The sequence below is a fragment of the Ferrimonas sp. genome (assembly GCF_048263965.1).
Taxonomy (GTDB): domain Bacteria; phylum Pseudomonadota; class Gammaproteobacteria; order Enterobacterales; family Shewanellaceae; genus Ferrimonas.
This window is the reverse complement of the sequence record NZ_JBLXDO010000001.1, coordinates 94,307-120,952: the sequence shown is the minus strand read 5'-3', so window position 1 is coordinate 120,952 and position 26,646 is coordinate 94,307. Positions and strand designations below refer to the sequence as shown.

General features: G+C 58.5%; 23 protein-coding genes. 12 read left to right on the top strand and 11 right to left on the bottom strand.

Annotated elements, in window-relative coordinates; genetic code table 11:
• The first annotated feature begins 40 nt into the window (after positions 1–40).
• The 7 genes from ACN0RV_RS00570 to prpF all read left to right on the top strand — a co-directional run bounded on the left by ACN0RV_RS00570 (position 41) and on the right by prpF (position 8,803).
• Positions 41–928 (top strand): acyltransferase, encoded by an 888-nt coding sequence (locus ACN0RV_RS00570; protein ID WP_417344625.1) that lies wholly within the window; start codon positions 41–43, stop codon positions 926–928.
• Positions 929–931: 3 nt separating this feature from the next.
• Positions 932–1,870 (top strand): acyltransferase, encoded by a 939-nt coding sequence (locus tag ACN0RV_RS00565; protein ID WP_417344623.1) that lies wholly within the window; start codon positions 932–934, stop codon positions 1,868–1,870.
• 284 nt (positions 1,871–2,154) lie between these two features.
• Positions 2,155–2,829, top strand: a complete 675-nt coding sequence (locus ACN0RV_RS00560) for a GntR family transcriptional regulator (RefSeq protein WP_417344621.1) — start codon at positions 2,155–2,157, stop codon at positions 2,827–2,829.
• Complete coding sequence (gene prpB / locus ACN0RV_RS00555) at positions 2,826–3,710, top strand: methylisocitrate lyase (protein WP_417344619.1); 885 nt, start codon at positions 2,826–2,828, stop codon at positions 3,708–3,710. The genes ACN0RV_RS00560 and prpB overlap by 4 nt, the downstream gene beginning before the upstream one ends.
• 44 nt (positions 3,711–3,754) lie before the next feature.
• A complete protein-coding gene (gene prpC / locus ACN0RV_RS00550; protein ID WP_417344618.1) occupies positions 3,755–4,879 on the top strand; it encodes a bifunctional 2-methylcitrate synthase/citrate synthase in 1,125 nt (374 codons plus the stop codon).
• Positions 4,880–4,941: 62 nt separating this feature from the next.
• On the top strand, positions 4,942–7,554 hold the full coding sequence (acnD, locus tag ACN0RV_RS00545) for a Fe/S-dependent 2-methylisocitrate dehydratase AcnD (RefSeq protein ID WP_417344617.1): 2,613 nt from the start codon (positions 4,942–4,944) through the stop codon (positions 7,552–7,554).
• Between the two features lie 58 nt (positions 7,555–7,612).
• Complete coding sequence (gene prpF / locus ACN0RV_RS00540) at positions 7,613–8,803, top strand: 2-methylaconitate cis-trans isomerase PrpF (RefSeq protein ID WP_417344615.1); 1,191 nt, start codon at positions 7,613–7,615, stop codon at positions 8,801–8,803.
• A 338-nt stretch (positions 8,804–9,141) separates the two neighbouring features.
• Here prpF and ACN0RV_RS00535 read toward each other — a convergent pair whose 3' ends face one another.
• The 7 genes from ACN0RV_RS00535 to ACN0RV_RS00505 form a co-directional block, all read right to left on the bottom strand.
• Positions 9,142–9,762, bottom strand: coding sequence for a cupin domain-containing protein (locus tag ACN0RV_RS00535; protein ID WP_417344613.1), 621 nt, complete (start codon positions 9,760–9,762; stop codon positions 9,142–9,144).
• A 154-nt stretch (positions 9,763–9,916) separates the two neighbouring features.
• The gene (locus ACN0RV_RS00530) at positions 9,917–10,975 is read right to left on the bottom strand and encodes a porin (protein ID WP_417344611.1); all 1,059 of its coding nucleotides are present in this window, start codon (positions 10,973–10,975) and stop codon (positions 9,917–9,919) included.
• Between the two features lie 134 nt (positions 10,976–11,109).
• On the bottom strand, positions 11,110–12,072 hold the full coding sequence (locus tag ACN0RV_RS00525) for a formate dehydrogenase subunit gamma (protein WP_417344609.1): 963 nt from the start codon (positions 12,070–12,072) through the stop codon (positions 11,110–11,112).
• A 58-nt stretch (positions 12,073–12,130) separates the two neighbouring features.
• Positions 12,131–12,724 carry a TorD/DmsD family molecular chaperone gene (locus ACN0RV_RS00520; RefSeq protein ID WP_417344607.1) on the bottom strand — a complete coding sequence of 198 codons (594 nt, stop codon included), beginning with the start codon at positions 12,722–12,724 and terminating at the stop codon, positions 12,131–12,133.
• Positions 12,721–13,269, bottom strand: coding sequence for a 4Fe-4S dicluster domain-containing protein (locus tag ACN0RV_RS00515; RefSeq protein WP_028107974.1), 549 nt, complete (start codon positions 13,267–13,269; stop codon positions 12,721–12,723). Before ACN0RV_RS00515 ends, ACN0RV_RS00520 begins: the two co-directional genes overlap by 4 nt.
• Before the next feature lie 10 nt (positions 13,270–13,279).
• On the bottom strand, positions 13,280–15,484 hold the full coding sequence (locus tag ACN0RV_RS00510; protein ID WP_417345373.1) for a molybdopterin-containing oxidoreductase family protein: 2,205 nt from the start codon (positions 15,482–15,484) through the stop codon (positions 13,280–13,282).
• 653 nt (positions 15,485–16,137) lie between these two features.
• Positions 16,138–17,100: a LysR family transcriptional regulator gene (locus ACN0RV_RS00505; RefSeq protein WP_417344605.1), complete on the bottom strand. Its 963-nt coding sequence runs from the start codon at positions 17,098–17,100 to the stop codon at positions 16,138–16,140.
• Positions 17,101–17,571: 471 nt separating this feature from the next.
• Here ACN0RV_RS00505 and ACN0RV_RS00500 point away from each other — a divergent pair, with 471 nt between their 5' ends.
• Both ACN0RV_RS00500 and ACN0RV_RS00495 read left to right on the top strand, forming a co-directional pair.
• Positions 17,572–18,549: a LysR family transcriptional regulator gene (locus ACN0RV_RS00500; protein WP_417344603.1), complete on the top strand. Its 978-nt coding sequence runs from the start codon at positions 17,572–17,574 to the stop codon at positions 18,547–18,549.
• 90 nt (positions 18,550–18,639) lie between these two features.
• Entirely contained in the window at positions 18,640–19,326 is a 687-nt protein-coding gene (locus ACN0RV_RS00495) for a pseudouridine synthase (protein WP_417344601.1), read from the top strand.
• Between the two features lie 49 nt (positions 19,327–19,375).
• Here the strand turns inward: ACN0RV_RS00495 and ACN0RV_RS00490 are convergent, their stop codons facing one another.
• A complete protein-coding gene (locus ACN0RV_RS00490) occupies positions 19,376–20,509 on the bottom strand; it encodes a glycerate kinase (protein WP_417344600.1) in 1,134 nt (377 codons plus the stop codon).
• A gap of 280 nt (positions 20,510–20,789) precedes the next feature.
• Positions 20,790–21,401 carry a TetR/AcrR family transcriptional regulator gene (locus ACN0RV_RS00485; protein WP_417344598.1) on the bottom strand — a complete coding sequence of 204 codons (612 nt, stop codon included), beginning with the start codon at positions 21,399–21,401 and terminating at the stop codon, positions 20,790–20,792.
• Between the two features lie 110 nt (positions 21,402–21,511).
• On the opposite strand from ACN0RV_RS00485, the gene ACN0RV_RS00480 reads away from it, so the two are divergent.
• On the top strand, positions 21,512–22,579 hold the full coding sequence (locus ACN0RV_RS00480; RefSeq protein ID WP_417344596.1) for an MBL fold metallo-hydrolase: 1,068 nt from the start codon (positions 21,512–21,514) through the stop codon (positions 22,577–22,579).
• Positions 22,580–22,705: 126 nt separating this feature from the next.
• On the opposite strand, the gene ACN0RV_RS00475 is transcribed toward ACN0RV_RS00480, so the two are convergent.
• Both ACN0RV_RS00475 and ACN0RV_RS00470 read right to left on the bottom strand, forming a co-directional pair.
• A complete protein-coding gene (locus ACN0RV_RS00475; protein WP_417344594.1) occupies positions 22,706–23,560 on the bottom strand; it encodes an isopenicillin N synthase family dioxygenase in 855 nt (284 codons plus the stop codon).
• A gap of 208 nt (positions 23,561–23,768) precedes the next feature.
• Positions 23,769–24,539 carry a TetR/AcrR family transcriptional regulator gene (locus tag ACN0RV_RS00470; protein ID WP_028107985.1) on the bottom strand — a complete coding sequence of 257 codons (771 nt, stop codon included), beginning with the start codon at positions 24,537–24,539 and terminating at the stop codon, positions 23,769–23,771.
• A gap of 228 nt (positions 24,540–24,767) precedes the next feature.
• On the opposite strand from ACN0RV_RS00470, the gene ACN0RV_RS00465 reads away from it, so the two are divergent.
• Complete coding sequence (locus tag ACN0RV_RS00465; RefSeq protein WP_417344592.1) at positions 24,768–26,273, top strand: flavocytochrome c; 1,506 nt, start codon at positions 24,768–24,770, stop codon at positions 26,271–26,273.
• Positions 26,274–26,278: 5 nt separating this feature from the next.
• Positions 26,279–26,629 (top strand): cytochrome c3 family protein, encoded by a 351-nt coding sequence (locus tag ACN0RV_RS00460; RefSeq protein WP_417344590.1) that lies wholly within the window; start codon positions 26,279–26,281, stop codon positions 26,627–26,629.
• The last annotated feature ends 17 nt before the right edge of the window (positions 26,630–26,646 follow it).

Here is a 26,646-nt window from a genome sequence, read left to right as displayed (position 1 = left end):
GAGCTGTTTAACATATCCCCAAGTTTAGCCTGCGTCACGGATGGATCTGTTGAACACTTTACGCGGATTGCTGGCCTTCTCCGGCTATATCATCAACACCCTGGTCTGGTTTCCCGTGGTCTTTGGCCTTGGGCTGCTGAAACTTCTGCCCATCGCCCCGCTGAAACGCAGCTGCAGTTGGGCCGCCGATCAGTGCGCCACCGCCTGGATCAGCATCAATAACCTGAATCAAGCGGTGCTCAGCGGCAGTCGCATGGTGGTGGACTCTCTGCCGGAGCTCTCCTCCATGCAGTGGTATATGGTGGTCTCCAACCATCAGTCCTGGGTGGACATCCTGGTGCTGCAGCGTCTGTTCAACCGCCGCATCCCCTTCATCAAGTTCTTCCTCAAGTGGGAGTTGATCTTCGTGCCGGTCATCGGTCTGTGCTGGTGGGCACTGGATTTTCCCTTTATGCGCCGCTTCTCCTCCCAGTACCTGAAGAAGAACCCGCATATGAAGGGAAAAGACATTGAAACAACGAAAAAAGCCTGTGAAAAGTACAAGACCTCTCCGGTCACCATCATGAATTTCGTAGAGGGTACCCGCTTTACAGAGGCCAAACGGGACAGGCAAAATTCCCCCTTCCCGCAACTGCTCAGACCAAAGGCAGGGGGTTTAGCCTTTACCCTAGACGCCATGGGACCGAGATTACAGCGGATGCTGGATGTCACCATCTACTACCCGGATGGCGCCCCCAGTTTCTGGGACTACCTCTGTGGCCGGGTACCGGAGATCCGGGTCAGCGTGGACCAACGCTCTCTGGAGGAGCTCCACGCCATCGGTTACGACTCCCCGGAACAGAGGGCCGAGTTCCAACAGTGGCTCAACGGCCTGTGGCATGAGAAGCAGCGGCAACTGGCTGACTGCAGCAATGATGAACACCGATAGACTATGTTGAATTTTCTTCCCAGCCCCGTGCTGTTTTTGCTAAACGCCACCCTGGCGGCGTTGAACATAGCGCTTTGGAGCACCCTGATCCTGATGCTGGCCCTGCTCAAGCTGGTGCTGCCCATCAGGGCGGCGCGACTCAAGCTGTCGGCCATGGCCAATGGCTGCATGAGATACTGGGTGGTGCTCAACCACGCCATCTTCGGCCTGACCACCCGCACCCGCTGGAACATCACCGGCCTGGATGACCGGCTCAGCCCCCAAGGGTGGTACCTGGTGCTCTCCAACCACATGAGCTGGGCCGACATCTTTGTGGTCTCTATCGTGCTGCGGGACAAGATCCCCATGCTGAAGTTCTTCCTCAAGCATCAGCTGATCTACATTCCGCTGATGGGCATGGCCTGCTGGGCCCTGGATATGCCCTTTATGCGCCGCTACTCCAAGTCCCAGGTGGCCAAAAACCCCAAACTCAAGGGTAAGGACATCGAAACCACCCGCAAGGCGTGCGCCAAGTTCCGGGATATCCCCACCTCGGTGATCAACTTCATTGAGGGCTCCCGGCTCACCCCGGAAAAGCATAAGCGGCAACGCAGCCCCTACCGGTATCTGCTGAAACCCAAGGCGGGCGGCATCGCCTTTGCCATGTCCACCCTGGGCGACCAGTTCCGCCATGTGGTCGACCTGACCATCGTCTACCCCGGCGCCCGGGATAAGATCATGGCCTCCCTGCTTGGCGGCGAGCTGGACACCATCGCCGTCGACGTCCGGGTCATCCCCATGTCCGAAGTCCCCCAGGGGGACTACGACCAGGATAAGGAGTACCGGGTTGAATTTCAGCGCTGGCTGAACGAGCTGTGGCAGGAGAAGGACCTCAAGATTGAACAGCTGCTGCAGGAACATGCCTCCGCCCCAGGCTTCTATCGAGCACTGGCGTCAAAATAACTCTAAACCCAAAAGAAAAAGGCTCCTCAGGGAGCCTTTTTTGATCCTGGTCCATTGTCGACAACGCCACAGGTTGTTGACAATAAAACACAGATAAATATTTCTCACCTTGATTTTCATCCCGATTCAAAAATAATAATTAGCAAATAAAGACAACAACTTAGCGCAAAAAGCGCCGCTGAACATCACTCAGGTTACACTAACGTCTAAGTTAACACATTGTTGACAATCGATCGAAATGCGCCCAAGCTGTGACCCACGTCTCACTTGGTGCTTTTTTGATCATGAGCAATTCCCAACGTCAACTGACCCTGGCAGACCAACTGGCTCATAAGCTGCAAGTGGCCATTGTCCAGGGCGAGATCTCGGCCGGCAGCAAGATCAATGAACAGGAGTTGGCCGCTCGCTACGGCGTCAGCCGGGGTCCACTGCGGGAAGCCCTGCAGAAGCTGGAGCGACGCCGCCTGGTGGTTAAAGCCCCTCACATCGGTGCCCGGGTCGCCCAACTGACTCCGGAAGAGCTGGGAGACCTCTATCAGGTTCGGGCCGAACTTGAGGCGATGGCCTGTCGCCTGGCCGCCAGCCGCATCAGCGCCAGCCAATTGGCCCAGCTACAGCTGCTGCTCAAACGTCAGGAGAAGGTGTTCACCGACCAGAGCGGCGACTACGCCCTGTTTGACGACATCGATTTTCACCTGGGCATCATTCACGCCAGTGGTAACCAGACCCTGATTCACACCCTGACCGACGATCTCTATCACCTGCTGCAGATGTACCGTAACCAGTGCAGCAGCGGTCGCCGCCCCATGGAAGCCCTGGCCCAACACCGACGAATTCTGGACGCCATCGCCGACGGCGATGGTGAGCTTGCCGCCCTGCTGATGCGCCGCCACATCGAATCTGGCCGCGCCAACACAGAGCGGGTACTGAGAAACCAAATGGAGGAGATTTCAGGATGACCATCCCAACCCCGGGCCAGCGCTTTCGCGACGCCGTAGCCAACGCCAAGCCGCTGCAGATCGTTGGCACCATCAACGCCTACATGGCCCTGATGGCCGAACAGAGCGGCCACCAGGCCCTATACCTCTCCGGTGCGGGGGTGGCCAACGCCTCCTTCGGCCTGCCGGATCTGGGTATGACCTCCATGAACGACGTGGTCATCGACGCCAGCCGCATCACCGCCGCCACCGACCTCCCTCTGCTGGTGGACATCGACACCGGTTGGGGTGGCGCCTTCAACATCGCCCGCACCATCCGTGAATTCGAACGTGCCGACGTGGCCGCAGTGCACATGGAAGATCAGGTGGCTCAGAAGCGTTGTGGCCACCGCCCCAACAAGGCAGTGGTGAGCGTGGAGGAGATGTGCGACCGCATCAAAGCGGCAGTGGATGCCCGTCGCGACGACAGTTTCGTCATCATGGCCCGCACCGACGCGGTGGCGGTCGAAGGACTGGAGAGCGGCATCGAGCGGGCTCAGGCCTATCTGGAGGCGGGAGCCGACATGATCTTCGCCGAAGCCCTGACCGAGCTGGATCACTACCGTCAGTTCAAGGCCCAGGTAAAGGCGCCCATCCTGGCCAACATGACCGAGTTCGGTAAGACCGAACTGTTCGGCAAAGAGGAGCTGTTTGAGGCTGGCGCCGACATGGTGCTCTACCCTCTGTCCGCCTTCCGCGCCGCCAACGCCGCCGCCCTCAACGTCTATGAGGCCCTTAAGACCGATGGCCATCAGCGCAGTCAGGTTGAGAATATGCAGACCCGCATGGACCTGTACAAATTCCTCGGCTATCACGACTACGAACAGAAACTGGATCAGCTGTTCGCCGACAGCAAGGCGTAACCCATCCAGTCCAAAGAGCAACTTCAGGAGAGAAGGAAAGAATCATGGTAGATAAAGCACTTGGAGGCGCCGGCCTCCGCGGCCAAAGCGCCGGTGAAACCGCCCTCTGTACCGTTGGCAAGTCCGGCACCGGACTCACCTACCGCGGCTACGACATCGCCGAACTGGCGGACAAGGTCAGCTTCGAAGAGGTGGCTCACCTGCTGCTCAAGGGGCACCTGCCCAACGCAGAGGAGTTAACCGCCTACCGCCAGAAGCTGAAGAATCTGCGCGGCCTGCCTCAGCCCCTGAAAACCGTACTGGAACAGATCCCCGCGAGCGCCCACCCCATGGACGTGATGCGTACCGGCTGCTCCATGCTGGGCAACCTGGAGACCGAGGAAAGCTTCGACCAGCAGGGTGAGATGGCCGATCGTCTGCTGGCGGCCTTCCCTTCCATCATCTGCTACTGGTACCGCTACAGCCACGACGGCGTTCGCATCGTCACCGAAACCGAGGATGAGCAGATCGGTGCCCACTTCCTGCGCTTGCTGCACGGCAAGGCCCCCAGCGAGCTGCACGCCAAGGTGATGGACGTCTCCCTGATCCTCTACGCGGAGCACGAGTTTAACGCCTCTACCTTCACCGCCCGGGTGTGTGCCTCCACCCTGTCCGACATGCACTCCTGTGTTACCGGTGCCATCGGCTCCCTGCGTGGCCCCCTGCATGGCGGTGCCAACGAGGCGGCCATGGAGCTTATCGAGGATATGAAGGATGAGCAGGACGCCATCAATATCCTCAAACAGAAGCTGGTCAACAAAGAGAAGATCATGGGCTTCGGCCACGCCATCTACCGCGAGTCCGACCCCAGGAACGCCATCATCAAGGGCTGGTCTGCCAAGCTGGCGGAAGAGTACGGCGACGACCGCCTCTACCGGGTGTCTGTGGCCTGTGAAGATCTGATGTGGCAGGAGAAGAAGCTGTTCTGTAACGCCGACTTCTTCCACGCCTCCGCCTATCACTTCATGGGGATCCCCACCAAGCTGTTCACCCCCATCTTCGTCTGCTCCCGCCTGACCGGCTGGGCCGCCCACGTGATGGAGCAGCGAGCCAACAACCGCATCATCCGCCCGAGCGCGGACTACACAGGCGAAGAGCCTCGCAGTGTACCCGAGCTGAGCCAGCGCTAAGCCGCACCCAGCCCAGTGGGCCGCCGTCCGGCGGCCCGGATTTCACTCTTTGGGTAGAGACTATGAACACAGAATTCCGTAAACCCCTGCCCGGCACCGGCCTCGATTACTTCGATACCAAAGCCGCGGTAGAGGCCATCGTCCCGGGCAGCTACGCCACCCTGCCCTACACCTCCAGGGTACTGGCCGAGCAGCTGGTGCGCCGCTGCGATCCGGCCACACTCGGCGACGCCCTGGGCCAGATCATTCACCGAAAGCGCGACCTGGACTTCCCCTGGTACCCGGCCCGGGTGGTGTGCCACGACATCCTGGGCCAGACCGCCCTGGTGGATCTGGCCGGCCTGCGTGACGCCATTGCCGATCAGGGCGGCGACCCCGCCAAGGTCAATCCTGTGGTGCCCACCCAGCTGATCGTCGACCACTCACTGGCGGTGGAGCACGCCGGCTTCGATCCGGACGCGTTTGAGAAGAACCGCGCCATCGAGGATCGCCGCAACGAGGACCGATTCCACTTTATCGAGTGGACCAAGACCGCCTTCAAGAACGTTGACGTGATCCCCGCCGGCAACGGCATCATGCATCAGATCAACCTGGAAAAGATGTCCCCGGTAATTCAGTCCAGGGACGGCGTCGCCTTCCCCGACACCTGTGTCGGCACCGACAGCCACACCCCCCATGTGGATGCCCTCGGGGTGATCGCCATCGGCGTGGGTGGCCTGGAAGCGGAAAACGTGATGCTGGGGCGCGCCTCCATGATGCGCCTGCCGGAGATCGTCGGCGTGCGCCTGACCGGCAAGCGTCAGCCTGGGATTACCGCCACCGACATCGTGCTGGCGATCACCGAGTTCCTGCGCCAGCAGCGGGTGGTCTCCGCCTACCTGGAGTTCTTCGGTGATGGCGCCGCGGATCTCACCATCGGCGACCGCGCCACCATCTCCAACATGACCCCGGAATTTGGCGCCACCGCCGGCATGTTCTACATCGACCAGCAGACCCTGGACTACCTGACCCTCACCGGCCGGGATCCTGAGCAGGTGAAACTGGTGGAGCAGTACGCCAAAACCAGCGGGCTGTGGGCCGAGGACCTGACAGAGGCCGACTATGAGCGGGTGCTGGAGTTCGATCTGTCCAGCGTCTGCCGCAACATGGCTGGCCCCTCCAACCCCCATCGCCGCCTGCCCACCTCCGATCTGGCCGCTCGCGGCATCGCCACCGATCTGGCTGCGGCCCAGGCCCAGGAGGCCGAGGGCAAGATGCCCGACGGCGCGGTGATCATCGCCGCCATCACCAGCTGCACCAACACCTCCAACCCCAGGAACGTGGTGGCCGCCGGTCTGCTGGCCAAGAAGGCCAACGAACTGGGGCTGGTGCGCAAACCCTGGGTGAAATCCTCCTTCGCCCCAGGCTCCAAAGTGGCTCAGCTTTACCTGGAGGAAGCAGAACTGCTGCCTGAACTGGAGAAGCTGGGCTTTGGCATCGTCGCCTTTGCCTGCACCACCTGTAACGGCATGAGTGGAGCCCTGGATCCGGTGATTCAGCAGGAGATCATCGACCGCGACCTGTACGCCACCGCCGTGCTGTCCGGCAACCGCAACTTCGATGGCCGCATCCACCCCTACGCCAAGCAGGCATTCCTGGCCTCGCCGCCTCTGGTGGTGGCCTACGCCATCGCCGGCACCGTGCGTTTCGACATCGAACAGGATGTGCTGGGCCATGACCCACAGGGCAATCCGGTAACCCTCAAGGATCTCTGGCCCACGGACGAGGAGATCGACGCCATCGTCGGTCAGCATGTGAAGCCGGAGCAGTTCCGCCAGGTGTACGAACCCATGTTCGATTTGAGTGTCGACTATGGCGAGGACAACGATCCCCTGTACGACTGGCGCCCCATGAGCACCTACATCCGCCGGCCCCCCTACTGGGAGGGTGCCCTGGCCGGAGAGCGCAGCCTGACAGGGATGCGCCCCCTGGCGGTGCTGGGTGACAACATCACCACAGATCACCTCTCACCCTCCAACGCCATCCTGGCCAGCTCCGCCGCCGGCGAGTATCTGGCGAAGATGGGTCTGCCTGAGGAGGACTTTAACTCCTACGCCACCCACAGGGGCGATCACCTCACCGCCCAGCGGGCCACCTTCGCCAACCCCAAGCTGCTCAATGAGATGGTCCGGGATGAGCAGGGTGAGATCCGTCAGGGCTCCCTGGCTCGCATCGAGCCCGAGGGTCGGGTCACCCGCATGTGGGAGGCGATCGAAACCTACATGGATCGCAAACAGCCGCTGATCATCGTTGCCGGGGCCGACTACGGTCAGGGCTCCAGTCGCGACTGGGCCGCCAAAGGGGTACGCCTGGCCGGGGTTGAGGCGATCGTCGCCGAGGGGTTCGAGCGCATCCACCGCACCAACCTGGTGGGGATGGGTGTACTGCCCCTGGAGTTCAAGCCGGGCACCACCCGACTGACCCTGGGGCTGGACGGCAGCGAGACCTACGACGTCATCGGCGAGCGCACTCCGGAGGCCACCTTGGCCCTGCTGATCCACCGAGCTGACGGCGAAACCCTGGAGGTTCCGGTGACCTGTCGCCTGGACACCGCCGAAGAGGTCTCCGTCTATGAGGCGGGCGGCGTACTGCAACGTTTCGCCAAAGACTTCCTAGCCTCGGAAGCGGCCAGCTAGATCCAATCAGAGCAAGCTATGGGGCGTGGCCTGCCGCGCCCCGGTATAAGGAGAAACCATGGCGTTTCCACCGCAAATCAGAATCCCCGCCACCTACATGCGCGGCGGCACCAGCAAGGGGGTGTTCTTCAGCCTCAGCGACCTGCCGGAAGCCGCCCAGCAACCAGGGCCGGCCCGGGACGCCCTGCTGCTGAGGGTGATCGGCAGCCCGGATCCCTATGGCAAACACACCGACGGCATGGGCGGCGCCACCTCCAGCACCAGTAAGACGGTGATCCTGGCCAGCAGCACCCAGACGGACCACGACGTGGACTACCTGTTCGGTCAAGTGGCCATCGATAAGCCCTTTATCGACTGGAGTGGCAACTGCGGCAACCTCACCGCCGCGGTAGGGGCCTTTGCCATCAGCAATGGTCTGGTGAACTCGAGCCGCATTCCGGACAACGGCATCGCCACAGTGCGGATCTGGCAGGCCAACATCCACAAGACCATCATCGCCCAGGTGCCCATCACCGGGGGGCAGGTGCAGGAGACCGGCGACTTTGAGCTGGATGGGGTCACCTTCCCCGCCGCCGAGGTGGAGGTCAGCTTCCTCGATCCCGCCGACGGCGACGGGGCGATGTTCCCCACCGGCAACCTGGTGGATACCCTGGAGGTACCCGAGTCTCTGGTCGCCGGGGGCAAGCTGGAAGCGACCCTGATCAACGCCGGCATCCCCACCCTGTTTCTCAATGCCGAGGCTCTGGGTTACGACGGCACCGAGCTGCAGGAGGCGATCAACGCCGATCCCGCCGCCCTGGAGCGTTTCGAGGCGCTGCGCGCCATCGGCGCCGTCAGGATGGGGCTGATCAAGGAGGCAAGCGAAGCGGCTGGTCGCCAGCACACTCCCAAGATCGCCTTCGTCGCCCCACCGAAAAGCTACACCGCCTCCAGCGGCAAGGGGATCGACGCCGACAGCATCGACCTCAATGTGCGGGCACTGTCCATGGGCAAGCTGCACCACGCCATGATGGGCACCGCCGCCGTGGCCATTGGCACCGCCGCTGCCATCCCGGGCACCCTGGTGAACCTGGCCGCCGGTGGCGGCGAGCGCAGCTTCGTGCGCTTCGGCCACCCCTCGGGCACCCTCAAGGTGGGCGCCGAGGCCAGCCAGCAGAACGGTCAGTGGCGGGTGGACTCCGCCATCATGAGCCGCAGCGCCCGGGTGCTGATGGAGGGCTGGGTGCGAGTCCCAGGCGACACCCTGTAACCCTTTCCTTTCCAATTTCCGCCCGGCAACCGCCGGGCATTTTTTGTCCAATCGGGTGGCATGCCAGGCTGGAACAAGGGAGGCGTAATGGCCATCCGCCGGCATTCAGGAACGCCGTGACAGAAAATAAAAAGTCCTATAAATCAAATAATTGAACGATAATGACTGGCCTCCCCATGCCACTACCAATAGACTGATGGCAGCAATTTACCGAGACAATACGACGAGCGGGTTATGGATAAGAGCAAACTGATGATGTTCATTGCTGGAGCGCTGTTTGGCGCCCTAGTGTATCTGGCCATCTAAGGCAACCAAAAGCCGCAAGCGCCCCCCATCGTTTAAAAATGCCCAGCCTTCAGCCACACCAGAGTGGGCTGTTCGGCGCGCAAGGGCGGACACAGTCCGGCGGGGAAGCGACACCAGTACCCCGTCGAGATGCGATGCTCTGGTGCCTCCAGCAGGCCATCCACTAGGAAAAATTCACAGGAGAAGGGCTGCGCCGGCAAGCCCTCGCCGGGGTTCAACCTGAACCAGCTGACCCGTTCTGAGCCGTGGCGGTGAAGTTCACGTGAGGGCGCCCCCAACAGGCCGGGAATCACCAGGGACTGGCCATCATCGTCGGCGAACTGACAGAGTTTCACCAGGAGCACACAGCCAGATTCACTGGCCGGAGCATGGCCACTGCCGGGCGGATTCCTCAGGTAGCTGCCAGCGCCGAAGTGGCCGCTTTCATCACTGAAGACCCCCTCCAGCACCAGCAACTCTTCGCCGGCCGGATGGCCGTGATTGGGAAAGGCACTGCCTGGGTCATAGCGCACGATGCTGGTGACATGGCCCCGCTCTTCCGCTACACACTCCAGCCGTTTTCGCCATACCCCGGGGGCGGGCGAGGCCTGCCAGGCCAGGGCATGGGTGTCGATCACCAGAGGCTTGTCGAAAGCCATGTTCAGCGGCTGCATCCCTCTCTCCTTAGCGAAGGCCGATCCCTTAAGTATCGTCCCGGGACGCCCTGGGATCAAAAAAGGCAGCCCGAAGGCTGCCTGAAACACAAGGATGTTAAAAAGGAGAGGACCCGCCGGGGAAACGGGCCATCCCAAGGGTGAGCGGATGGGCTCAGAAGTTCCAACCGAGGTCGAAGTCGTAACGCATACCCACGGCGATGGAGGTGTCCTTGTCGGCGTTGTCGAAGTCCTTCACCAGGTACTCGACGTGCAGACGCAGGTTGCCGGCAGGCTGCCACTCCAGGGTGGTGTTGTAGCCATCGTAGTCGCCACTGGCCACTTTCTTGCCGTCTTCAAACTTGAAGTAACCCAGCTTCACCTTGTAATCGTCGGCGAAGGGGTAGGCCAGGGCAGTATCGATGGTGCTGCCACTGCGATCGGCACCGCCGTCCAGGTTGTAATCCTTGTCCTGGTAGGCTGCGGCCAGGTAGAGACCGTTGTCGAAGCTGTACGCCACGACACCGCCCAGGGTCTTGTCATCACCAATCACCTGGTTGCTGTCATCCAGGCGGTCTGCGGCGACATAACCCAGGCCCAGGTGCAGGCCATCCAGGTCATAACCCAGACCCAGGTTCACCAGATCGGCGTTGTCATCACCCTTGTCACCGCTGATCTGAGCGCCTGCCATCAGGGTGACACCCTGATGCTGCAGCTTGTAGGTGACGAAGTTATCGACGAAGAAGGGGCTCTCCGCGTCATAGGCGTAAGGGCTGTTGGCGTGGTTGAAGATGTCCACGTACTCAGCCACCAGGGTGTACTGGGCAGGACGCTGCTTACCCACGCCCAGCTGGCCGTAGGGAGTCGACAGAGCCACGTAGGCCTGACGGGCCTTGCCAAAGTCACCGTTGTTGGAGATGTCGACGCTCCACTCACCCTGGGCGATGGCCACCCAGCCATTGCTCAGCTCGGTGGTGGCCTTGATGCCAACGCGAGACAGGGCGTCACGCACGTCCCACTTGGAGTCATCACCAGAGTCCAGGTAGTTGAAGGTGGGGCGCAGGCTGCCGTACAGGTTGAAGGTGGTGCCTTCGGCGACCTGTGGGCCCTGCTGCTCCAGCTGCTGGACACGCTCGGACAGGACGCGCACCTGCTCTTCCAGGGAATCGGCGGCCAGGGCATTGAAGGACAGGGCGGCAACGGCGCCGGCAATCAGAGTCATCTTGGTGTTCATTGTCGTAATTCTCATTCCGTTAGGTACTACGGGGCCGCACCTGCTCGCGGGGAGAGGTGAACGGCACGGATTCAATGAATCGGCCCCGGATGGGGCCGGGAGAGACCGGGGACGCTGGCGTCCCCGGCATCAAGTTAGGACTTGCTTACCTGCTTGAACCACAGGTTGTGGTGTTGCTTGGCCCAGTTCTCATCACACTTACCGGTAACCATGCACTCCATACCACCTTCGGACATAACGGTGGCCATGAAGATGTGCACCACGGCGAAGGCGCCGATGATGGCCGCGCTCACCAGGTGCAGCACCAGGCTCAGGTTGGCACCGTCTTTGGTCTCAACCAGGCTGGGGAACATCATCACCAGACCGGAACCCACAATCAGGGCACCGCAGATGGCGAAAGTCCAGAACCACAGCTTCTCACCGGCGTTGGCAAAGCCTGCGTCAGGGTGCTGGCCCTTGAAGGGACCGAAGTTCAGGTAACCACCGGCCTTGGCAAACCAGGCAGCGTCACAGGACTCGGGCAGCTGCTTGGGCAGCCACTTCAGGACCATCACCGCCCAACCGATGATGAAGGGCCAGGCCATCATGTCGTGCAGGGAGACGGAGGTGTTGATCACGCCGACCCAGTGGCTGACGCCCATGTTGGGTTCCAGCAGGAAGCGACCGGCGCCCATGATCAGGCCGGTGATGATCAGGAACAGACAGGCGATGCCGCCCAGCCAGTGGACGAAGATGTCCATGCCGCTCCAACGATCCACCTTGTTGCCGGAGAAACCGCCGTGCAGCTTGGACTTGCCGTTGATCATCACGAACAGAGTCAGCAGGGCGATCATGCCGAAGAAGGAGTAGGTCAGAATGTCGGCCCAGTAGGAGGCGGGGGACAGGGTCTGCAGGTAACCTTCGTTGACGGCGGTATTCACCACGGGCAGCTCGGGAGACACAGGCATGCCGCGCAGCTCAGGAATGTCACCGGCGATGGTCACTTCCTGAATGGGTTGCCACTGCTGAGGTTGCAGCTCGGCCTTCTCTGCGGCCACGGCCTGGCCGGCAAACGCCGCCACCAGCACCATCTGAAGTAAAGCAATAAAACGTTTCATCTCATATCCTTAGGAGCCAAACCGGCGCCTTACAGGCGGGGACATCCGTCCCCGGAAATTAATGAGTTATTCGGGATGACAGGAACTCACTCAGAGCCGTCGCGTACAGGCGCCAGAACTCCAGCTCGGCATGCTCACACATGCCGTCGGTGAAGGCCTGGTACCAGGTGCCCAGGTGCTTGTCGAGGAACTCCCCGGCCAGCGCCTTGAGCTCGGCGACGGTGTCGTCGTTACCCTGTTTTTGGTGCTCATGGGCCAGAGCCTCCAGGCAGTAGAGGAACTCCAGCTCATTGCCGATGTAATCCGCCGGCTCGCTCAACTTCTCGTCGATCACCAGGCCGATGTGCTGATAGAAATCAGCCACGGCCACGGTCTCGTCGGTGTTGATCTGCCGACCGCTGGCGCGGTGAACGGACTCATAGGGTGGCACCAGCAGGCGAGTCGGTCCGATACACATCCGGTTGAAGTCACACTCCAACTCCATGGGCGCCTGCAGATGGCGGCGCGCCTCGGACAACAACGCGTCGTTGTTCTCACCGGCTTCGAGGTAAGCAATCAGGCGCTCGAGCGACTCCTTGCTGGAGGGGTCAAACACCATGCCCTTGAAGGCGTGATACGCCGAAGCAATGGGACCAAACTCGCCGTTCATCATGCCCGCTCCTTAATAATCACCATGTTTGGCTTGGTTACGCAGTCACCGTAGCCCACACCCTGCTTGCTGGCAGAGGCTTTCTGATCCAGCACCTGGTTGACGTTGTCAGACTTCAGGCACTGTACCGGGCAACCGTCGACACAGGCGGGGTTCTTGCCCTGGTCGATAAGCTCGATGCACATGTTACACTTGGCCGCTTTGCCGTCGGTATCCACCATGGCCACCGCGTCGTAGGGGCAAGCAGACACACACAGGCCACAGCCGGTGCACTTCTCGCGATCCAGCACCACCAGGCCATCGTGACGCACGGTGTAGGCCTTGGCGGGGCAGACCATCAGACAGGCGGGGTTGCCGCAATGCATGCAGGAGTGGCTCAGCCATACGTCGACGATGCCGTCACCCTTCTGCACTTCGTAGCGGTCCACTTTACGGAAACGCACGTTTTCAGGCAGTTCGTTGTGAATCTGGCACGCAATGGTACAGGCGCCACAACCCACACAGTTCTCTTGTCTGAAGACAAATCCACGTTGATGTTTGTTTTCCATCGATTACTCCTTACGCCTTGCTCAGGCCTACACGGGTTGAGTGATAGGCAGAGCAACCGCCCATATCGGTCAACTTGTCGGTGGTCAGGTTGTTGGTACAACTGTTGAGGCCCTGAGGGTCCATACGACGCCAGTTGTTCTTGGGAGCCATGATGGTTCCTGGGATAACCTGGCTGGTAACCTGGGCCACGAAGTAGGCCTCACCACGATGGTTGTTCAGGCGGATCCGGTCGTTGTTCTTGATGCCGTATTTCTCGGCATCGGCCGGGCTGATCTTGGCGAAGTAAGCCGGGAAGTTACGGATATACTTCACGTTGTAGAAGGAGCTGTTGGCACGCTGCGGGATCGCAGGGGACAGCAGACGGAAAGGCAGATCCCGCTCTTCAGGAATCATCTCATCCTCTGGCAGACCCAGGTCGATCACAGGATCGAAGCCAGCCTTCTTCATGTAGTCGGAGTAGAGTTCAATCTTGCCGGACTCGGTGAAGTACTTGCCGTCGCCGAAGAATGGCTTAGGCACGTTCACCTTAACGAATTTCTCTTTGGCGATCTTTTCGTAGGTGATGCCTTCATAGGCGTAATCATCGGTGTCCAGGAAGTCGCGCAGGATCTGCTCGTGATCCACCTTGAACTCGGGATCGTCGTAGCCCATGTGCTGAGCCAGCTCTTTGAAGAAGGTCCAGTTGTCCTTGGACTCGCCCACAGGCTCAATCACCTTCTCACAGATCTGCTGGTAGTAGCAGTTGTAGTCAGGGCAGTAATCGTCAGACTCAAACTGAGTCGCGGCAGGCACGATGATGTCAGCCAGCTCAGCGGTATCGGTCATGATGAAGTCGTGAACCACCAGGAACAGATCCTCACGCATGGCGCCGAGGCGACAGGCGTTGGAATCCGGAGCAACCGCAACGAAGTTACCGTTGTAGTTGATCAGCGCGTGAATCGGCTTGCTGGGCTTGCCATACGCGGTGGGGTTGGTGGGGTGAATCGCCTTGGCGATCTCAGTCATGTTGATGTGCTGAGCGGTCTTGTAGTTGGTCCGCAGGTGGGACGCAGTACCCTTGGCGTAGTTCATGCCGTCATCGGCCTGAACGTTGTCGTACACGAAGCCGTTACCGATCTCACCGAAGTTACCGGTGATGGCGTGCATCATGGCGATGGCACGGGACATACGGGCACCGTTGAAGTTACGCTGCATGCCGTAGCCCAGGCGCAGTACGGACTTGGGAGACTCGCCGTACACCTTGGCAAACTCGAACATCTTCTCGCGAGGCACACCGGTGATCTGCTCGACTTCGTCGTAGCTGATCTCGTTCAGGCGAGCCACCAGCTCGTCGTAACCCAGGGTGCTCTTCTTGATGAAGTCGTGATCGACCAGATCCTTCTCCACCAGGTACTTCATGATACCGGCCGCCAGATGGGTATCGGTAGACGGCCTGGGCTGCAGCCAGATGTCCGCCTGAGAAGCGATAGGAGTACGGATGGGGTTAACCACCAGCAGCTTGGCACCATTGTCCATGGCACGGTGGATGTACTTGATGCCGTGTACGTTGGTGGCGGTTTCGTTCTGACCCCAGGCGATGTAACAGTCGGTCAGAGGGTTGTCCTCTGGATCCGGCCCACGCCAGGTACCGGTGACGGACTTCAGGCCCTCGTAGGCTGCGAATACACACACCAGACGATCCAGCTGAGAAGAGCCCAGCTTGTGGAAGAAACGACATGGGCCGCCGTACTTGCCAATCATGCCTTCGTGACCGGAGTAGGAGTAGGGCAATACCGCTTCTGGACCGTGCTCGGCGATCACCTGCTTCAGACGGGTGGAGATTTCGGCGTAGGCCTCGTCCCAGGTGATGCGTTTCCACTTACCTTCACCCTTCTTACCCACACGCTTCATGGGGTGCAGAATACGGTCTGCGGCATAGGTGTACTGTACGTAGGTATGGCCCTTCACACAGGGAGAAGTACCGGTCTTTTCCTGCTCTTCCGCACCACTTACGTAGGTCATGCGACCGTTCTGTACACGGAACTTGAGCAGACAGCGGTCCGCACAGTTACGGGCACAGGTATGGTACTTCACTTCACCATTACGCTTGTCCAGCAGGCCGTTATGAGAGCCAGGCTGTTTCGCATTGGCCACGCCAGGGGCCAGTCCAGACAAGGAGGTAAAAACCGATGTAGCACCGACTCCTTTCAGGAACTTACGTCTATCGAGTTTCATCATCTTACTACCAACCTTTTTAACTTTTTATGCAAGGTCAAATCATCGTCAACTTGTTATTTAACACTTGATAAAAGCTGATTAAAAAGACGGCCCGGGGCAAAACAACATTGCTTTAGGACAACTGAGGGTCATGCTTTAGCAGGGAATGAGAGAGATGAGTCTCACCACCAGGCCTTATTTGCACCAACTTTTTAATTGCAGCTAAATATCAAACACAAAACAGGTAAACGATTTAAATGTTGTACTGGCAAATCAAGTTAAATCCCTTTCGAGTCAGTGGGCACGTCAACGCAACCCCCACACCTCTTCCAGAATTCCATTCCTTACCAGTACGTCAGGGTCAGGGCCTGCAGCGGGTCACTCCTGCTTGGAGCTATCGCCAGACTCAACACCCTGAAACCACCCCTTGAGTCACCATCCTGCTGATGCCTCAAAGAGCTTGATAACTAACTTAAAAAACTGTTAGTTATCGGGTTCTTTTTCGGTCAAAGCCCAATTTATACAGGGCTCAGATCCGGGTTCTCAATATTCACCCCCCAATTGAGAACCATTCAAATTTAGATTCAGCGGAAAATTAGGGCATACCCTCCCCGGACGACCTCGATTTTAGGGGTCGCCTGGGGAAAGCAAATTATTGATTTTGCCTAAAATTATCGCTCAGAGGCTTTTCGCCACTCTTTCTCGAGTCCGTAAATTAACTTGGATTTAACCCAGTTAAATGACGCAGAGTTATTAATGTCGCCATAGAGAATGTAGTTACCAATATCTCTCTCGGTTCTGCGTCGTTCACGTACTCTTCTTGCCAATTCATCCGGAAGTTTCACGTAATCCACGTGGGGTACCATATCCACAAACTGCCGGGTAAACTGGTTGCAACTTAATGTAATGCTATTGGAATCCGCCAGCATTCTCATTGCCGTGGCCACACTGTCAGTGTATCCGGCCACTTCCATTTCATGGCCCACCTCCCGGCACAAATTCACCAGCAGAGGACAGGTCAAATCGTTATAGTTATCCAGCTCAAGCAGTGGATAACGGGCAATATCTGCCAGGTTGGGCTCCTTGGACAGAATAGGGTGGCGGTGGTTGGCGAGAATATAGAGATCGCCGGTTTCCGCAAACATATCCCAATTCAGATTTTTACCTTCAAAGCCCTCATACACCACCATAAAATCGATATCGCCATTGGCCACTTCCACAGTGCAGTCATGGCTCAGAGTGCGAATCTCAAACTTCAGATTGGGCGCCTCGGGGAGAATATGGTCATTGACCACCTTCTGCACCGCATAGACAAACTCATCGTAGGCCAGGATGGTGAACTGACCGCCGGATTCCTCGGGAGTAAACACCGAGTAGTGCTGCTCAATCTGCTGATACTGGTCCACCAGCTTCTTTGCCAGGGGGATCAGCTGATTTGTCTTTTCTGTGGGGATCAGGCCACAGGAGCGACGGACAAACAGGGAATCCTTGAAGATGTCCCGCAAGCCCTTTAGCGTCCGGCTCACCGCCGACGCCGTCATGCCCAACTCGTTGGCAGCCTGGTGACCCTGACCGTGTTTATACACCGCCAGCAGGACCTTGAGTTGGTTGTAGTTCAGTTGATCCAGTTTCATAACACTCAGTTTCGCGAAAAGTGGGTGTGCGGTGATGGTCCCCCTTTCAGTGCTGGTTGACTATTACACAGATCACATTACCGGGGGGCCAAATTTGAAGAACTTGAGTTCTCACCTAACTTTCAAAATTCGATATTTCCTAATTTTTACTTCGGCAATCCAGATGTGATGAAGCTCACTCGAAATCGGCGCAATTTTGTGCTCGAAGTATTGATGGAGACTAAATGAAAACTTTAGCCTTGGTTAATTCAGACGAGGGAAATATAAAGCAAATACTCAAAAGATATACATCCCGGCAACATATCCACCAGTGAGACATTCTTGTATTGGTAAAAATTCATTTTTACGTATATGCAAATTCGGGTCAGGTTAACAGTTTTCAGATCGCAGCTTTTCACCCTGTGATCTTGGGCATAGTGGCTCAGCCTCAAGCCCATCACAATCAGGTAAAACAACCTTGGGAGAGCCTCCGTGGATATAGAACGCCTCGACTACCGTTCCCTGATCGTCTTTGAGTCTGTGGCCCGCCACCTCAACGCCGGTCTGGCCGCCAATGAGCTGGGCATGAGCAGCTCCACCGTCAGTCGCCATATGGGTAACCTGAGGGAGGTGTTTGAGGATGTGCTGTTTATCCGTCGCAGCCAGGGGTTTGTGCCCACCGACAAGGCGCTGGAGATTCTACCTACTGTACAGCGCCTGATACAGAGCTATGGCGAGCTGAGGCACTCTCACACCCGGTTTGATCCCAGTACCGCCAAAGAACACTTCACCATCTATGCCTACAACGAGTTTACCTATGCCACCAACAGGGCGGTGCACGAGGTGATCCTTCCCCAGGCACCGCAACTCAGCTTCGAGGTACGCACCCTGTCGTCTGACTGCAGCCGAGCCATTGAGAATGGCGACATCGACTTTGCCGTGGTCTATGAAAATTTCAACGGCAATAAGCTGGTGGGCGAACTGTTCGCGCCGGTCGAGGAGATGTACCTGGTGGCGCGGGAGGGGCATCCGGTATTCCACGACGAGCTCACTCTGGAGAGCCTGTGCCGCTTCCCCTATTTCGAGCTGGACAACTATGACGATGTCCCCTGTCCGCTGCTGGCCCAAGTAGCCGCCCAGCGGGGACTCTCTCTCAAGGTCGCAGGCTATACCGACAACCTGGCGGCCCTGAGTCGTCACCTGCTGGATACCGGCGCCATCGCCCTAAGCTGCTGCGCCTTTACCCGGGACTACATGAAACTGGTCAAACGGATGCGCACCTGTCGCCTGCCTGACCAGTTGACCCAATCCATGTTCAGTCAGGTAGAGGTCGATCGAACCATAGGCAACTACCTGGTCTACTCCAGCATCAATCAGTCTGCCTGTCACGACTGGGTCAAACAGGAGCTGCTTAACTCCCTGAGCGCTCAGTGGTACGAGGCGCTGGAAAACGGACCTAAGCCCCTGTGATTGAGCAATAACTGAACGCTCAAAAGCAGGGGTGGCGTTGAGCATTAGCAACGGGGGATAATGGGGCACGTTGTTTTACCAAGGTCCCCAATGAGACTGGACAAATACCTCTGCAGCGCCACCGAGCTGACCCGCTCCCTGGCAAAGAAGTTGCTGCACCGCGGCGAGGTCACCTGCGATGGCGAAGTGATCAAGGACCCGGGTTTTAAAGTGGCAGAGCACCATGTTATCTGCATCGATGGTGAGCCGGTTACTCCAATGGGAGAGCGCTATCTGATGCTGCACAAGCCAGATAACTGTGTCAGCTCCCATGTGGACGATGGCCATCCCTCGGTGCTGATCTACATCGACCAGCCCCGCCGGGAAGAGCTGAAGATCGTCGGTCGGTTGGATGCAGACACCACAGGGTTGTTGCTGCTCACCTCGGACGGAAAGTGGTCCCACCGCATCACCTCTCCCAACAGCCGTTGCCCCAAACGCTATCGGGTCACCCTGGCGGATCCCATCGATCAACACCAGCTCGATGCCCTGAACAGCGGTGTTCTTCTGCATGGTGAGTCCGAGCCCGTATCCGGACAGGCGGAGCAGATAGACAGCCACAGCCTGTGGCTGACCATAGGGGAGGGGAAATACCATCAGGTGAAGCGGATGTGCGCCGCGGTGGGCAACAAGGTGGTGGACCTGCACCGTCACAGCATCGGAGAGCTGACTCTGGACTCAGGGCTGGCCCCGGGGGAGTGGCGAGCACTCACCCAGGAGGAGATCGCCCTGTTCTAAGCGGCGACGACCACAAAAAACAAACAGGGCGCCCAGAGGGCGTCCTGTTTCATCTGGCCATCTGCCAGATGGTCGCCAGATTGCGGGCAGTTAGAGTCAGGTTCTCTGCCCCCGTGGCCAGGGCATGCTCCAGGGTGGTAACACCTGGTACAACACTGAACAGGGCACCGATTCCCTCCCGGTGCACCAACTCGCATCCCGGCCCCAGGGATCCGGCCAGAGCCACTACGGGCACCCCTGCTCTCTTCGCCAGCCGGGCCACGCCCACCGGGGTTTTACCGTGGACAGATTGACCGTCGATGCAGCCCTCTCCAGTGATCACCAGATCGGCGCCTTGCAATGCCTGCTCCAGCCCCACCGCTTCCATGACAATCTCAATCCCAGGCTTCAGATGGGCCTTGAGCAATCCCGCCAGGGCGGCCCCCAGCCCCCCGGCGGCGCCGGCACCCGGGATATCGGCCACGTCGACCCCATGCTGCTGTGCAATCACCCGGGCATAGTGGCCCAGATTGGCATCCAGGTGCGCCACCATCGCCTCAGAGGCCCCCTTTTGTGGACCAAACACCGCGGACGCTCCCTTCGGGCCGCACAGGGGGTTATCCACATCACAGGCAACCTCCAGGGATACCTGACTGAGGCGGGGATCCAGCCCGGAGAGATCCAGGCTGGCCAATTTGTCCAGGGCGCCCCCCCCCGCAGGCAGAGCAACACCGTTCTCATCCAGCAGCCTGGCCCCAAGGGCCTGCATCATGCCGGCGCCGCCATCATTGGTGGCACTACCGCCTATGCCTATGATGATCTTCGCCACCCCTTGATCCAGGGCCGCAAGAATCAGCTCTCCTGTGCCAAAGGTGGAGGTCAGCAAGGGGTTGCGCGCCTCCCTAGGAACCAGGTGCAATCCAGATGCCTGAGCCATCTCCACCACCGCTGTGGTGCCATCCCCCAGCAGACCAAAATCGGCCTGGACCCGGTTACCCAGGGGAGCAGTGACGTCAAGTGAGACCCTGTCACCCTTTGTTGCATCCAGCAGGGCCTGCACCGTTCCCTCGCCACCATCGGCCATGGGCAGTTTCACCATTTCGGCGTCGGCATCCACCTGATGCCAGCCAGCCTCGATGGCACTGGCGGCCTCCATAGCGGTGAGGCTCTCTTTAAAGGAGTCGGGGGCAATCACTATCTTCATGGCTGTCTACTCTGGCAAGGGCAAAGAGGTCAGCATAGACCGGGGCACACGCTCCCGGCCAGTCCCGCTTGTCCGGAGTGAGGTCCAGCATCAACTCCATGCATCAACGAATTGAAGTGCGCTATAAGGACAGCGAAAATGGAACCGTATAACGATGAGGGCGCTCTTGTGGTCGACAAAGGTTGAACAGTAAGTGACGACTCACAAACCCAAAGCTTAACGAGAGTCGTGCTGCGCCCTTCGAGTCAGCTTCATGCAAAGGTGGAACTGGAGCTGGCGCTTACTTCTGATAATGACTGAGAAACATGGCGGCGGACTCCGCCGCCAGATGTTGCCGCTGAAGCTGGTCCAGCGGCGGCGCCGATTTCATCACCTGGGGCCAGAACCCACACCCCTTGATCAGGCCGTGCAACTGCTCAATGGCAAAGCGCACATTCAACGGTTTTAGCCGGCCATCGGCCTCGGCCGCCATCAGCCAGCGCTGCAATCCGGTCTCCACCTCAGCAAATTTTTCCATCTCCGCCTGCATCTGCTCCGGATGAAACAGGAGGTGGCTGAACGCCACCCGCATCATGTCCAGGTTGATGGGATCGCTCATCATCGTCAGCTCCTCCTCCAGCAATGCCTGCAGTTGGGGAGCCAGAGGCAGATCCGCCTGATAACTGACGCTTCCCTGAGTCAGGGCCTGCTGCCACATCTCCCGAAGCAGATACATCACCAGGGCCTCTTTACTGGGAAAGTGGTTGTAAACGGTGCGCTTGGAGACCTGGGCCAGAGCCGCCACCTTGTCCATGCTGGTGCTCTGAACCCCATGCTCGGTAAAGGCCTGACGGGCGGCGTCGATGATCGCCTCTCTCTTGATTTCGCTACGGGTTCTCTTCACTTCACTCATGGCTTGATGCTGCCTCTAGCTGGATAACACCCAGAATTTTACACTTGTCGGTTTACTTTTAAAGGACAGAAAGTAAACTACACCGAATAGTTTACTTATTTGGTGACCCAATGAAGACAGTGATCACCCTGCTGATAGGAGCTCTTGTGATGACCAGCTGTGCCCTGAACCGTGACGCCTGGCGTCAGCCCAAGTTCACCAACACCGACGTCGACATCCGCAACAGTGCGGGCCAGATCTGGGAGATCACCAAGGCCTACTTCCGCGATCAACGGGAAGCCGCCACACCCAAGCAACCGATTCCCCTGCGCCCCATCCCTTTGCAGGAGCTTGAGCAGGCCGGTCCCAGGGTCTATCGCCTGGGTCACTCCACCGTATTGATGCAGCTGGATGACCACTGGCTGCTCACCGATCCTGTGTTCAGCGACCGCGCCTCACCGGTACAGTGGGCCGGCCCCAAGCGATTCCACCCCAGTCCGCTGGCGATGGAGGATCTGCCGCGCATCAAAGCCGTGGTGATCAGCCACGACCACTATGATCATCTGGATAAGGCCTCCATCCAGGCCCTGGACAGTAAGGTGGAATGGTTTGTCACGCCTCTGAGGGTTGGCAACCACCTGCGTGACTGGGGGATCAGCGACGATAAGATCATCGAACTGAAATGGTGGCAGGAGGTCAATCTGGATGGACTCAGCCTGACCGCCACCCCCACCCAGCATTTCTCCGGTCGAGGACTGCTGGACCGGGATCGCACCCTGTGGGCCAGTTGGGTACTGGCCGGCGTGGATGCTCGGATCTACTTCAGCGGCGACTCAGGTTACTTCAGTGGCTTCAAGGAGATTGGCGAGCGCCTGGGCCCCTTCGATCTGACCCTGATAGAAGCCGGCGCTTACAACGATCTCTGGAGCGAGGTGCACATGCTGCCGGAGGAGAGCCTGCAGGCTCACCTGGACCTGCGGGGCAAGGCGATGCTGCCGATTCACAACGGTACCTTCGACCTGGCGTTGCACGAATGGTATGAACCCCTGGAACGCATTCATCAACTGGCCCGCCAGCATCAGGTCAACCTGGTGACCCCGATCTTCGGGGAGGCGGTCTCCCTGAAGGAGCGCTTCAGCAGCCAGAGCTGGTGGCCTTCACCCCAGACCCAGGCCGTGCTGGCCCAGGCAACAGAGTAGGATCGATGTCATGAACAACACCGCTCCTCTCTCTCAGGGCTGCTGACCGGCGTCCATTTTCCTACCGGCAAATAAAAAAAGCCGCTGACCTGGGTCAGCGGCTTAAACCATCATCATGAATTTTGGCTAGATAACGCCAAGTTCACGCAATCGTTCCATCAGGTAGCTATGAGCCGTATGTCGCTCCGACAACACCACCTCAGATCTGGGGTGGATAAAGAGCGGCAATGACACCCGGGACCGGTTGAAGTCCATCCCCTCAGGGTTGATCACCCTGTGGGTGGTGGAGGGGAAATACCCCTGAGACGCTTCCTGCAACATGTCACCTATGTTGATGATCAGGTTGCCGAAGTCACAGGGAACATCCAGCCACTGGCCATCTTTTCCCTGCACCTGAAGCCCGGGCTCATTGGCCGCTGGTAAGATGGTGATCAGGTTGATGTCCTCGTGGGCGGCGGCACGAATGGCGCCGGGCTCCTCCTCGCCGGTCATGGGCGGATAGTGCAACACGCGCAGAAGGGACTGCTCACTGCCCTTGATCATATTGGACAGGGGTTCGCGGTAGTGCTCGGCCACGTCGGCAGGTGTATGCCGCTCAATCCACTCCAATAGGGTGGTGGCAAACGCCAGCGTGGTGTCGTAGTACTCCTGCAGTTCCTCCTTCAACTGGGTGGGACATTGACCCCAAGGGTAATAGTGATAGTACTCCTTGATGTCCCGCTTATCTGACCCCTTGGCGCTCTCCGCCACCTCCGCAGCAAAGAACCCATCCTGGGCCTCCGGATTGAAAGCAAACTTGTGCTTCTCCTCGGTACCAAAAAAGGTCAGCCAGTTGTCGTAGATGCCTTGAACCCTCTGCTGCGACAGCGGATGATTCTTCAGCACTCCAAACCCGGTATCCCGTAAAGACTTCACAAAACGCTCGGCGGCGTCCTCGCTGTGAAAGTCCACGGCTTCCAGGCGCGTTACCTGTGTATCCATATTGACCCCTTTGCCCTGCTTGGCAGGTGCGTTTTTATCATCTTCCGTTGATGCGCATTGGCGCGGCGCCATTGTAGCCTTGGGAGAAAGCGTGATCCAGCGCAAAATGTTTCACAAAAGGTGAGCAGGGCACGGCGCGTGGGTAACCACTTGGATAATAGGGACATGTGAGACCTGCACTACAAGGTGCAGGTCAAATCGGGGGGAGTTATAGCTTGGGAAGTTGACGTACATCGTTATAACCGTGAAACTTCAGGCAACGCTCACAGTTTTTATTCGGCTTGTAATGTTTATCAAAAAATAGCTCAATTTTATTGGCTAGATTCTCAAACTTGGTTTCAGTGGCCACCTCATTCCACTTATATCGATTCATCATCTCCGCCAAATGTCGATAATAAGTTGGGTTCTTTTCGGTTAAATATTTGCTTTCCATAAGTTGACTTTCGTAAGAGGAAAGACTGCCGGCCATAAAGAAATAGATCGCCTGAGTTAATTCCATCACCTGGGCTTCGGTCGCCTGCAAAGCGCCGCTCTGCTGAGCCTGCTCTATGTGCAGATGCACCCGACTCCAGAACAGGTTTACCCTCTCCCGCAACAGGGCAATCTTCTCATCGCTGGCCATCTGCCAGAACATGGAGTTGATGGACACCACTCGCAGAATATTGAAGGTCTGACTGCGAGACACCGAGATCAAGGAGAACACCGCCGGCACGGCCGCCCGCTCAAGCTCGGTCAACTCAGGGTGTTGCTCCAGGAACAGCGGCATGTAGTTGGAGGTGCAGTTACGCAGGAACAGGCACACCAGCACATCCTCCTTGGATTGGAAGAACTTATACAGGGTGTGGTTGGAGCAGGAGGCCTCCTTGGCCATCTGGGCAAAGCGGAAGGAGACCACACCATGCTCGTCAACCAGGCTTTCGGCCACATTCAACAGCTCATTACAGCGCATGATATCCAGATTGGTTTTGGGGCAGTGCATGGTCACCTCATCACTGATTAATTTCAGGCGCCGTTACTTTGTCATAAGGGATGACTGATTTTCGCTACCCAGCCCACAATTTTTATTTCAAAAAAACCACCAGAAACTTTTTCTGAGACGCCCTCACGAAAACTTTTTTCACCGAAATACCACTGTGATCTCGCGCTTATTTTTGCCTCTCTTACCAGGGATAAAGTAATTCCACATTCACTGCGCGAGATAAACACTATGCATAACAGACGTTCGTTTATGAAGCTCGGCGCCGGCATGGCCGCCGGCGCCATGATGCCCATGGTGGCATCCGCCAAATGCGGCGATGAGCCCACCCAATGGGACTCCGAGCACGAAGTCATCATCATCGGTTCCGGCTTTGCCGGACTGGCCGCCGCTGTTGAGGCGATGCGCAAAGGCGCCAAGGATGTGGTGGTCTTCGAAAAGATGGGGGTCTACGGCGGCAACAGCACCCTGAACGCCGGCCAGGCCTGCTTCGCCGGTACCGAACTGCAGAAAAAACTGGGCATCAAGGACAGCGCCGAGCTGATGGTGAAAGACCAGCTGAAGTCCGGCCGCGGTATCGCCAGCGAAACTCTGCTGCGACACAGTGCCGAACTGGGCCCCTACATCTACCAGATGACCAAGGACTGTGGCTGCGTCTACCGTGACCACATCATCACCACAGGTGGCACCAGCGCCACCCGCAGCCACCAGGTCATTGAGCGTTCCGGTTCCGGCTTCATCCGTCCCATGCTGAAAACCGCTCGTGAAATGGGCGTGAAGACTCACATCCGCCACAAGTTTGAGCACCTGATCCGTGACGCAAAAGGTCGTGTGATCGGCATTAAAATCCGCAAGGGTTACCACTTCGGTCACGAAGACAGCGGTGAGATGATCAACGTTAAAGCCAACCGCGGCGTGATCATTGCCACCGGTGGCTTTGGCTACAACATCAACTTCCGCATGGCACAGGATCCGACCCTGACCTCCGAAGTGGGCTGCACCAACGCCAAGGGCGCTACCGGCGATGGCCTCATCGAGATGCTGGCTGCGGGCGCGACCCCAGTGCACCTGGCTCACATCCAATCCGGCCCCTGGGCCTCTCCAGATGAAGGTGGCTTCGGTTACGGTGCAGGCTTCTCCCTGTACAACTTCCCCCACTCCATCGCCATTGACCGCAACACCGGCCAACGTTTCATGAACGAGATCGCCGACCGTAAGACCCGTGCCGACCTGGAGCTGCAGCGTCGCGACCAGGATGGCAAACCCAACCCTGCCCTGCTGATTGCACCCAAGCACGAGGCCAAGAAAGACCCCTCCATGCACAACGTACTCAAGTACAACGTCGCCTGGGAATTTGACTCTGTGGAAGCCATTGCCAAGCACTTCAATGTGCCCCTGGCACCACTGAAGCAGCAGATTGCCGACTGGAACAGCTTCGTAGAAAACGGCGAAGACACTCAGTTTGGTAAGCGCATGGACGCCGGTCGCGGCATCAAGCTGACCGCCCCCTTCATCGTTCAGCGTCTGTGGCCCAAGGTGCACTACTGCCAGGGTGGCATCCAGATCAATACCAAGGCCGAAGTACTGGCCGCCAAGACTGGCAAGCCTATCCCGGGCCTGTACGCCGCTGGTGAGGTCACCGGTGGTATCCACGGAGTGAGCCGACTCGGTGGCTGCTCTACCCCTGAATGTATGGCGTTCGGCGTGACCGCTGCCCGCTCAATCATGGAGGCCTAATCGCCATGAAATCCACTGTAACTCTGTTTGCCGTCACCCTGGCCCTGACCCTGAGCTTTGGCGCCGCCGCCCAGAACAAGCGCGACTACCACGTGGACGTCTACGACGCCGGTTGTAAGACCTGCCACGACCAGGGCATGAAGCGATTCCCCTCCGATGAGGCCTGTTTGCAGTGCCACAGCATGGACGAGGTTGCCCAACAGACCGAGCGCCACGGTGAGGAAGCCCGTCAAAACCCTCACGACAGCATGCACTACGGCAAGGAAGCGCCTTGTCAGGAGTGCCACGGCGAGCACACCGCGAAGAAAGCGCTGTGCCAGGAATGCCACAACTTCGACTATCCGAAGTTCAAATAACAACAACCTTCCGAGGA

What these genes read in the sequence shown, in the direction of transcription:
- ACN0RV_RS00570 (WP_417344625.1), top strand. Translation starts at nt 41, where the DNA reads ATGGATCTGTTGAACACTTTACGCGGATTGCTGGCCTTCTCCGGCTAT.
- ACN0RV_RS00565 (WP_417344623.1), top strand. Translation starts at nt 932, where the DNA reads ATGTTGAATTTTCTTCCCAGCCCCGTGCTGTTTTTGCTAAACGCCACC.
- ACN0RV_RS00560 (WP_417344621.1), top strand. Translation starts at nt 2,155, where the DNA reads ATGAGCAATTCCCAACGTCAACTGACCCTGGCAGACCAACTGGCTCAT.
- prpB (WP_417344619.1), top strand. Translation starts at nt 2,826, where the DNA reads ATGACCATCCCAACCCCGGGCCAGCGCTTTCGCGACGCCGTAGCCAAC.
- prpC (WP_417344618.1), top strand. Translation starts at nt 3,755, where the DNA reads ATGGTAGATAAAGCACTTGGAGGCGCCGGCCTCCGCGGCCAAAGCGCC.
- acnD (WP_417344617.1), top strand. Translation starts at nt 4,942, where the DNA reads ATGAACACAGAATTCCGTAAACCCCTGCCCGGCACCGGCCTCGATTAC.
- prpF (WP_417344615.1), top strand. Translation starts at nt 7,613, where the DNA reads ATGGCGTTTCCACCGCAAATCAGAATCCCCGCCACCTACATGCGCGGC.
- ACN0RV_RS00535 (WP_417344613.1), bottom strand. Translation starts at nt 9,762, where the DNA reads ATGCAGCCGCTGAACATGGCTTTCGACAAGCCTCTGGTGATCGACACC.
- ACN0RV_RS00530 (WP_417344611.1), bottom strand. Translation starts at nt 10,975, where the DNA reads ATGAACACCAAGATGACTCTGATTGCCGGCGCCGTTGCCGCCCTGTCC.
- ACN0RV_RS00525 (WP_417344609.1), bottom strand. Translation starts at nt 12,072, where the DNA reads ATGAAACGTTTTATTGCTTTACTTCAGATGGTGCTGGTGGCGGCGTTT.
- ACN0RV_RS00520 (WP_417344607.1), bottom strand. Translation starts at nt 12,724, where the DNA reads ATGATGAACGGCGAGTTTGGTCCCATTGCTTCGGCGTATCACGCCTTC.
- ACN0RV_RS00515 (WP_028107974.1), bottom strand. Translation starts at nt 13,269, where the DNA reads ATGGAAAACAAACATCAACGTGGATTTGTCTTCAGACAAGAGAACTGT.
- ACN0RV_RS00510 (WP_417345373.1), bottom strand. Translation starts at nt 15,484, where the DNA reads ATGAAACTCGATAGACGTAAGTTCCTGAAAGGAGTCGGTGCTACATCG.
- ACN0RV_RS00505 (WP_417344605.1), bottom strand. Translation starts at nt 17,100, where the DNA reads ATGAAACTGGATCAACTGAACTACAACCAACTCAAGGTCCTGCTGGCG.
- ACN0RV_RS00495 (WP_417344601.1), top strand. Translation starts at nt 18,640, where the DNA reads ATGAGACTGGACAAATACCTCTGCAGCGCCACCGAGCTGACCCGCTCC.
- ACN0RV_RS00490 (WP_417344600.1), bottom strand. Translation starts at nt 20,509, where the DNA reads ATGAAGATAGTGATTGCCCCCGACTCCTTTAAAGAGAGCCTCACCGCT.
- ACN0RV_RS00485 (WP_417344598.1), bottom strand. Translation starts at nt 21,401, where the DNA reads ATGAGTGAAGTGAAGAGAACCCGTAGCGAAATCAAGAGAGAGGCGATC.
- ACN0RV_RS00480 (WP_417344596.1), top strand. Translation starts at nt 21,512, where the DNA reads ATGAAGACAGTGATCACCCTGCTGATAGGAGCTCTTGTGATGACCAGC.
- ACN0RV_RS00475 (WP_417344594.1), bottom strand. Translation starts at nt 23,560, where the DNA reads ATGGATACACAGGTAACGCGCCTGGAAGCCGTGGACTTTCACAGCGAG.
- ACN0RV_RS00470 (WP_028107985.1), bottom strand. Translation starts at nt 24,539, where the DNA reads ATGCACTGCCCCAAAACCAATCTGGATATCATGCGCTGTAATGAGCTG.
- ACN0RV_RS00465 (WP_417344592.1), top strand. Translation starts at nt 24,768, where the DNA reads ATGCATAACAGACGTTCGTTTATGAAGCTCGGCGCCGGCATGGCCGCC.
- ACN0RV_RS00460 (WP_417344590.1), top strand. Translation starts at nt 26,279, where the DNA reads ATGAAATCCACTGTAACTCTGTTTGCCGTCACCCTGGCCCTGACCCTG.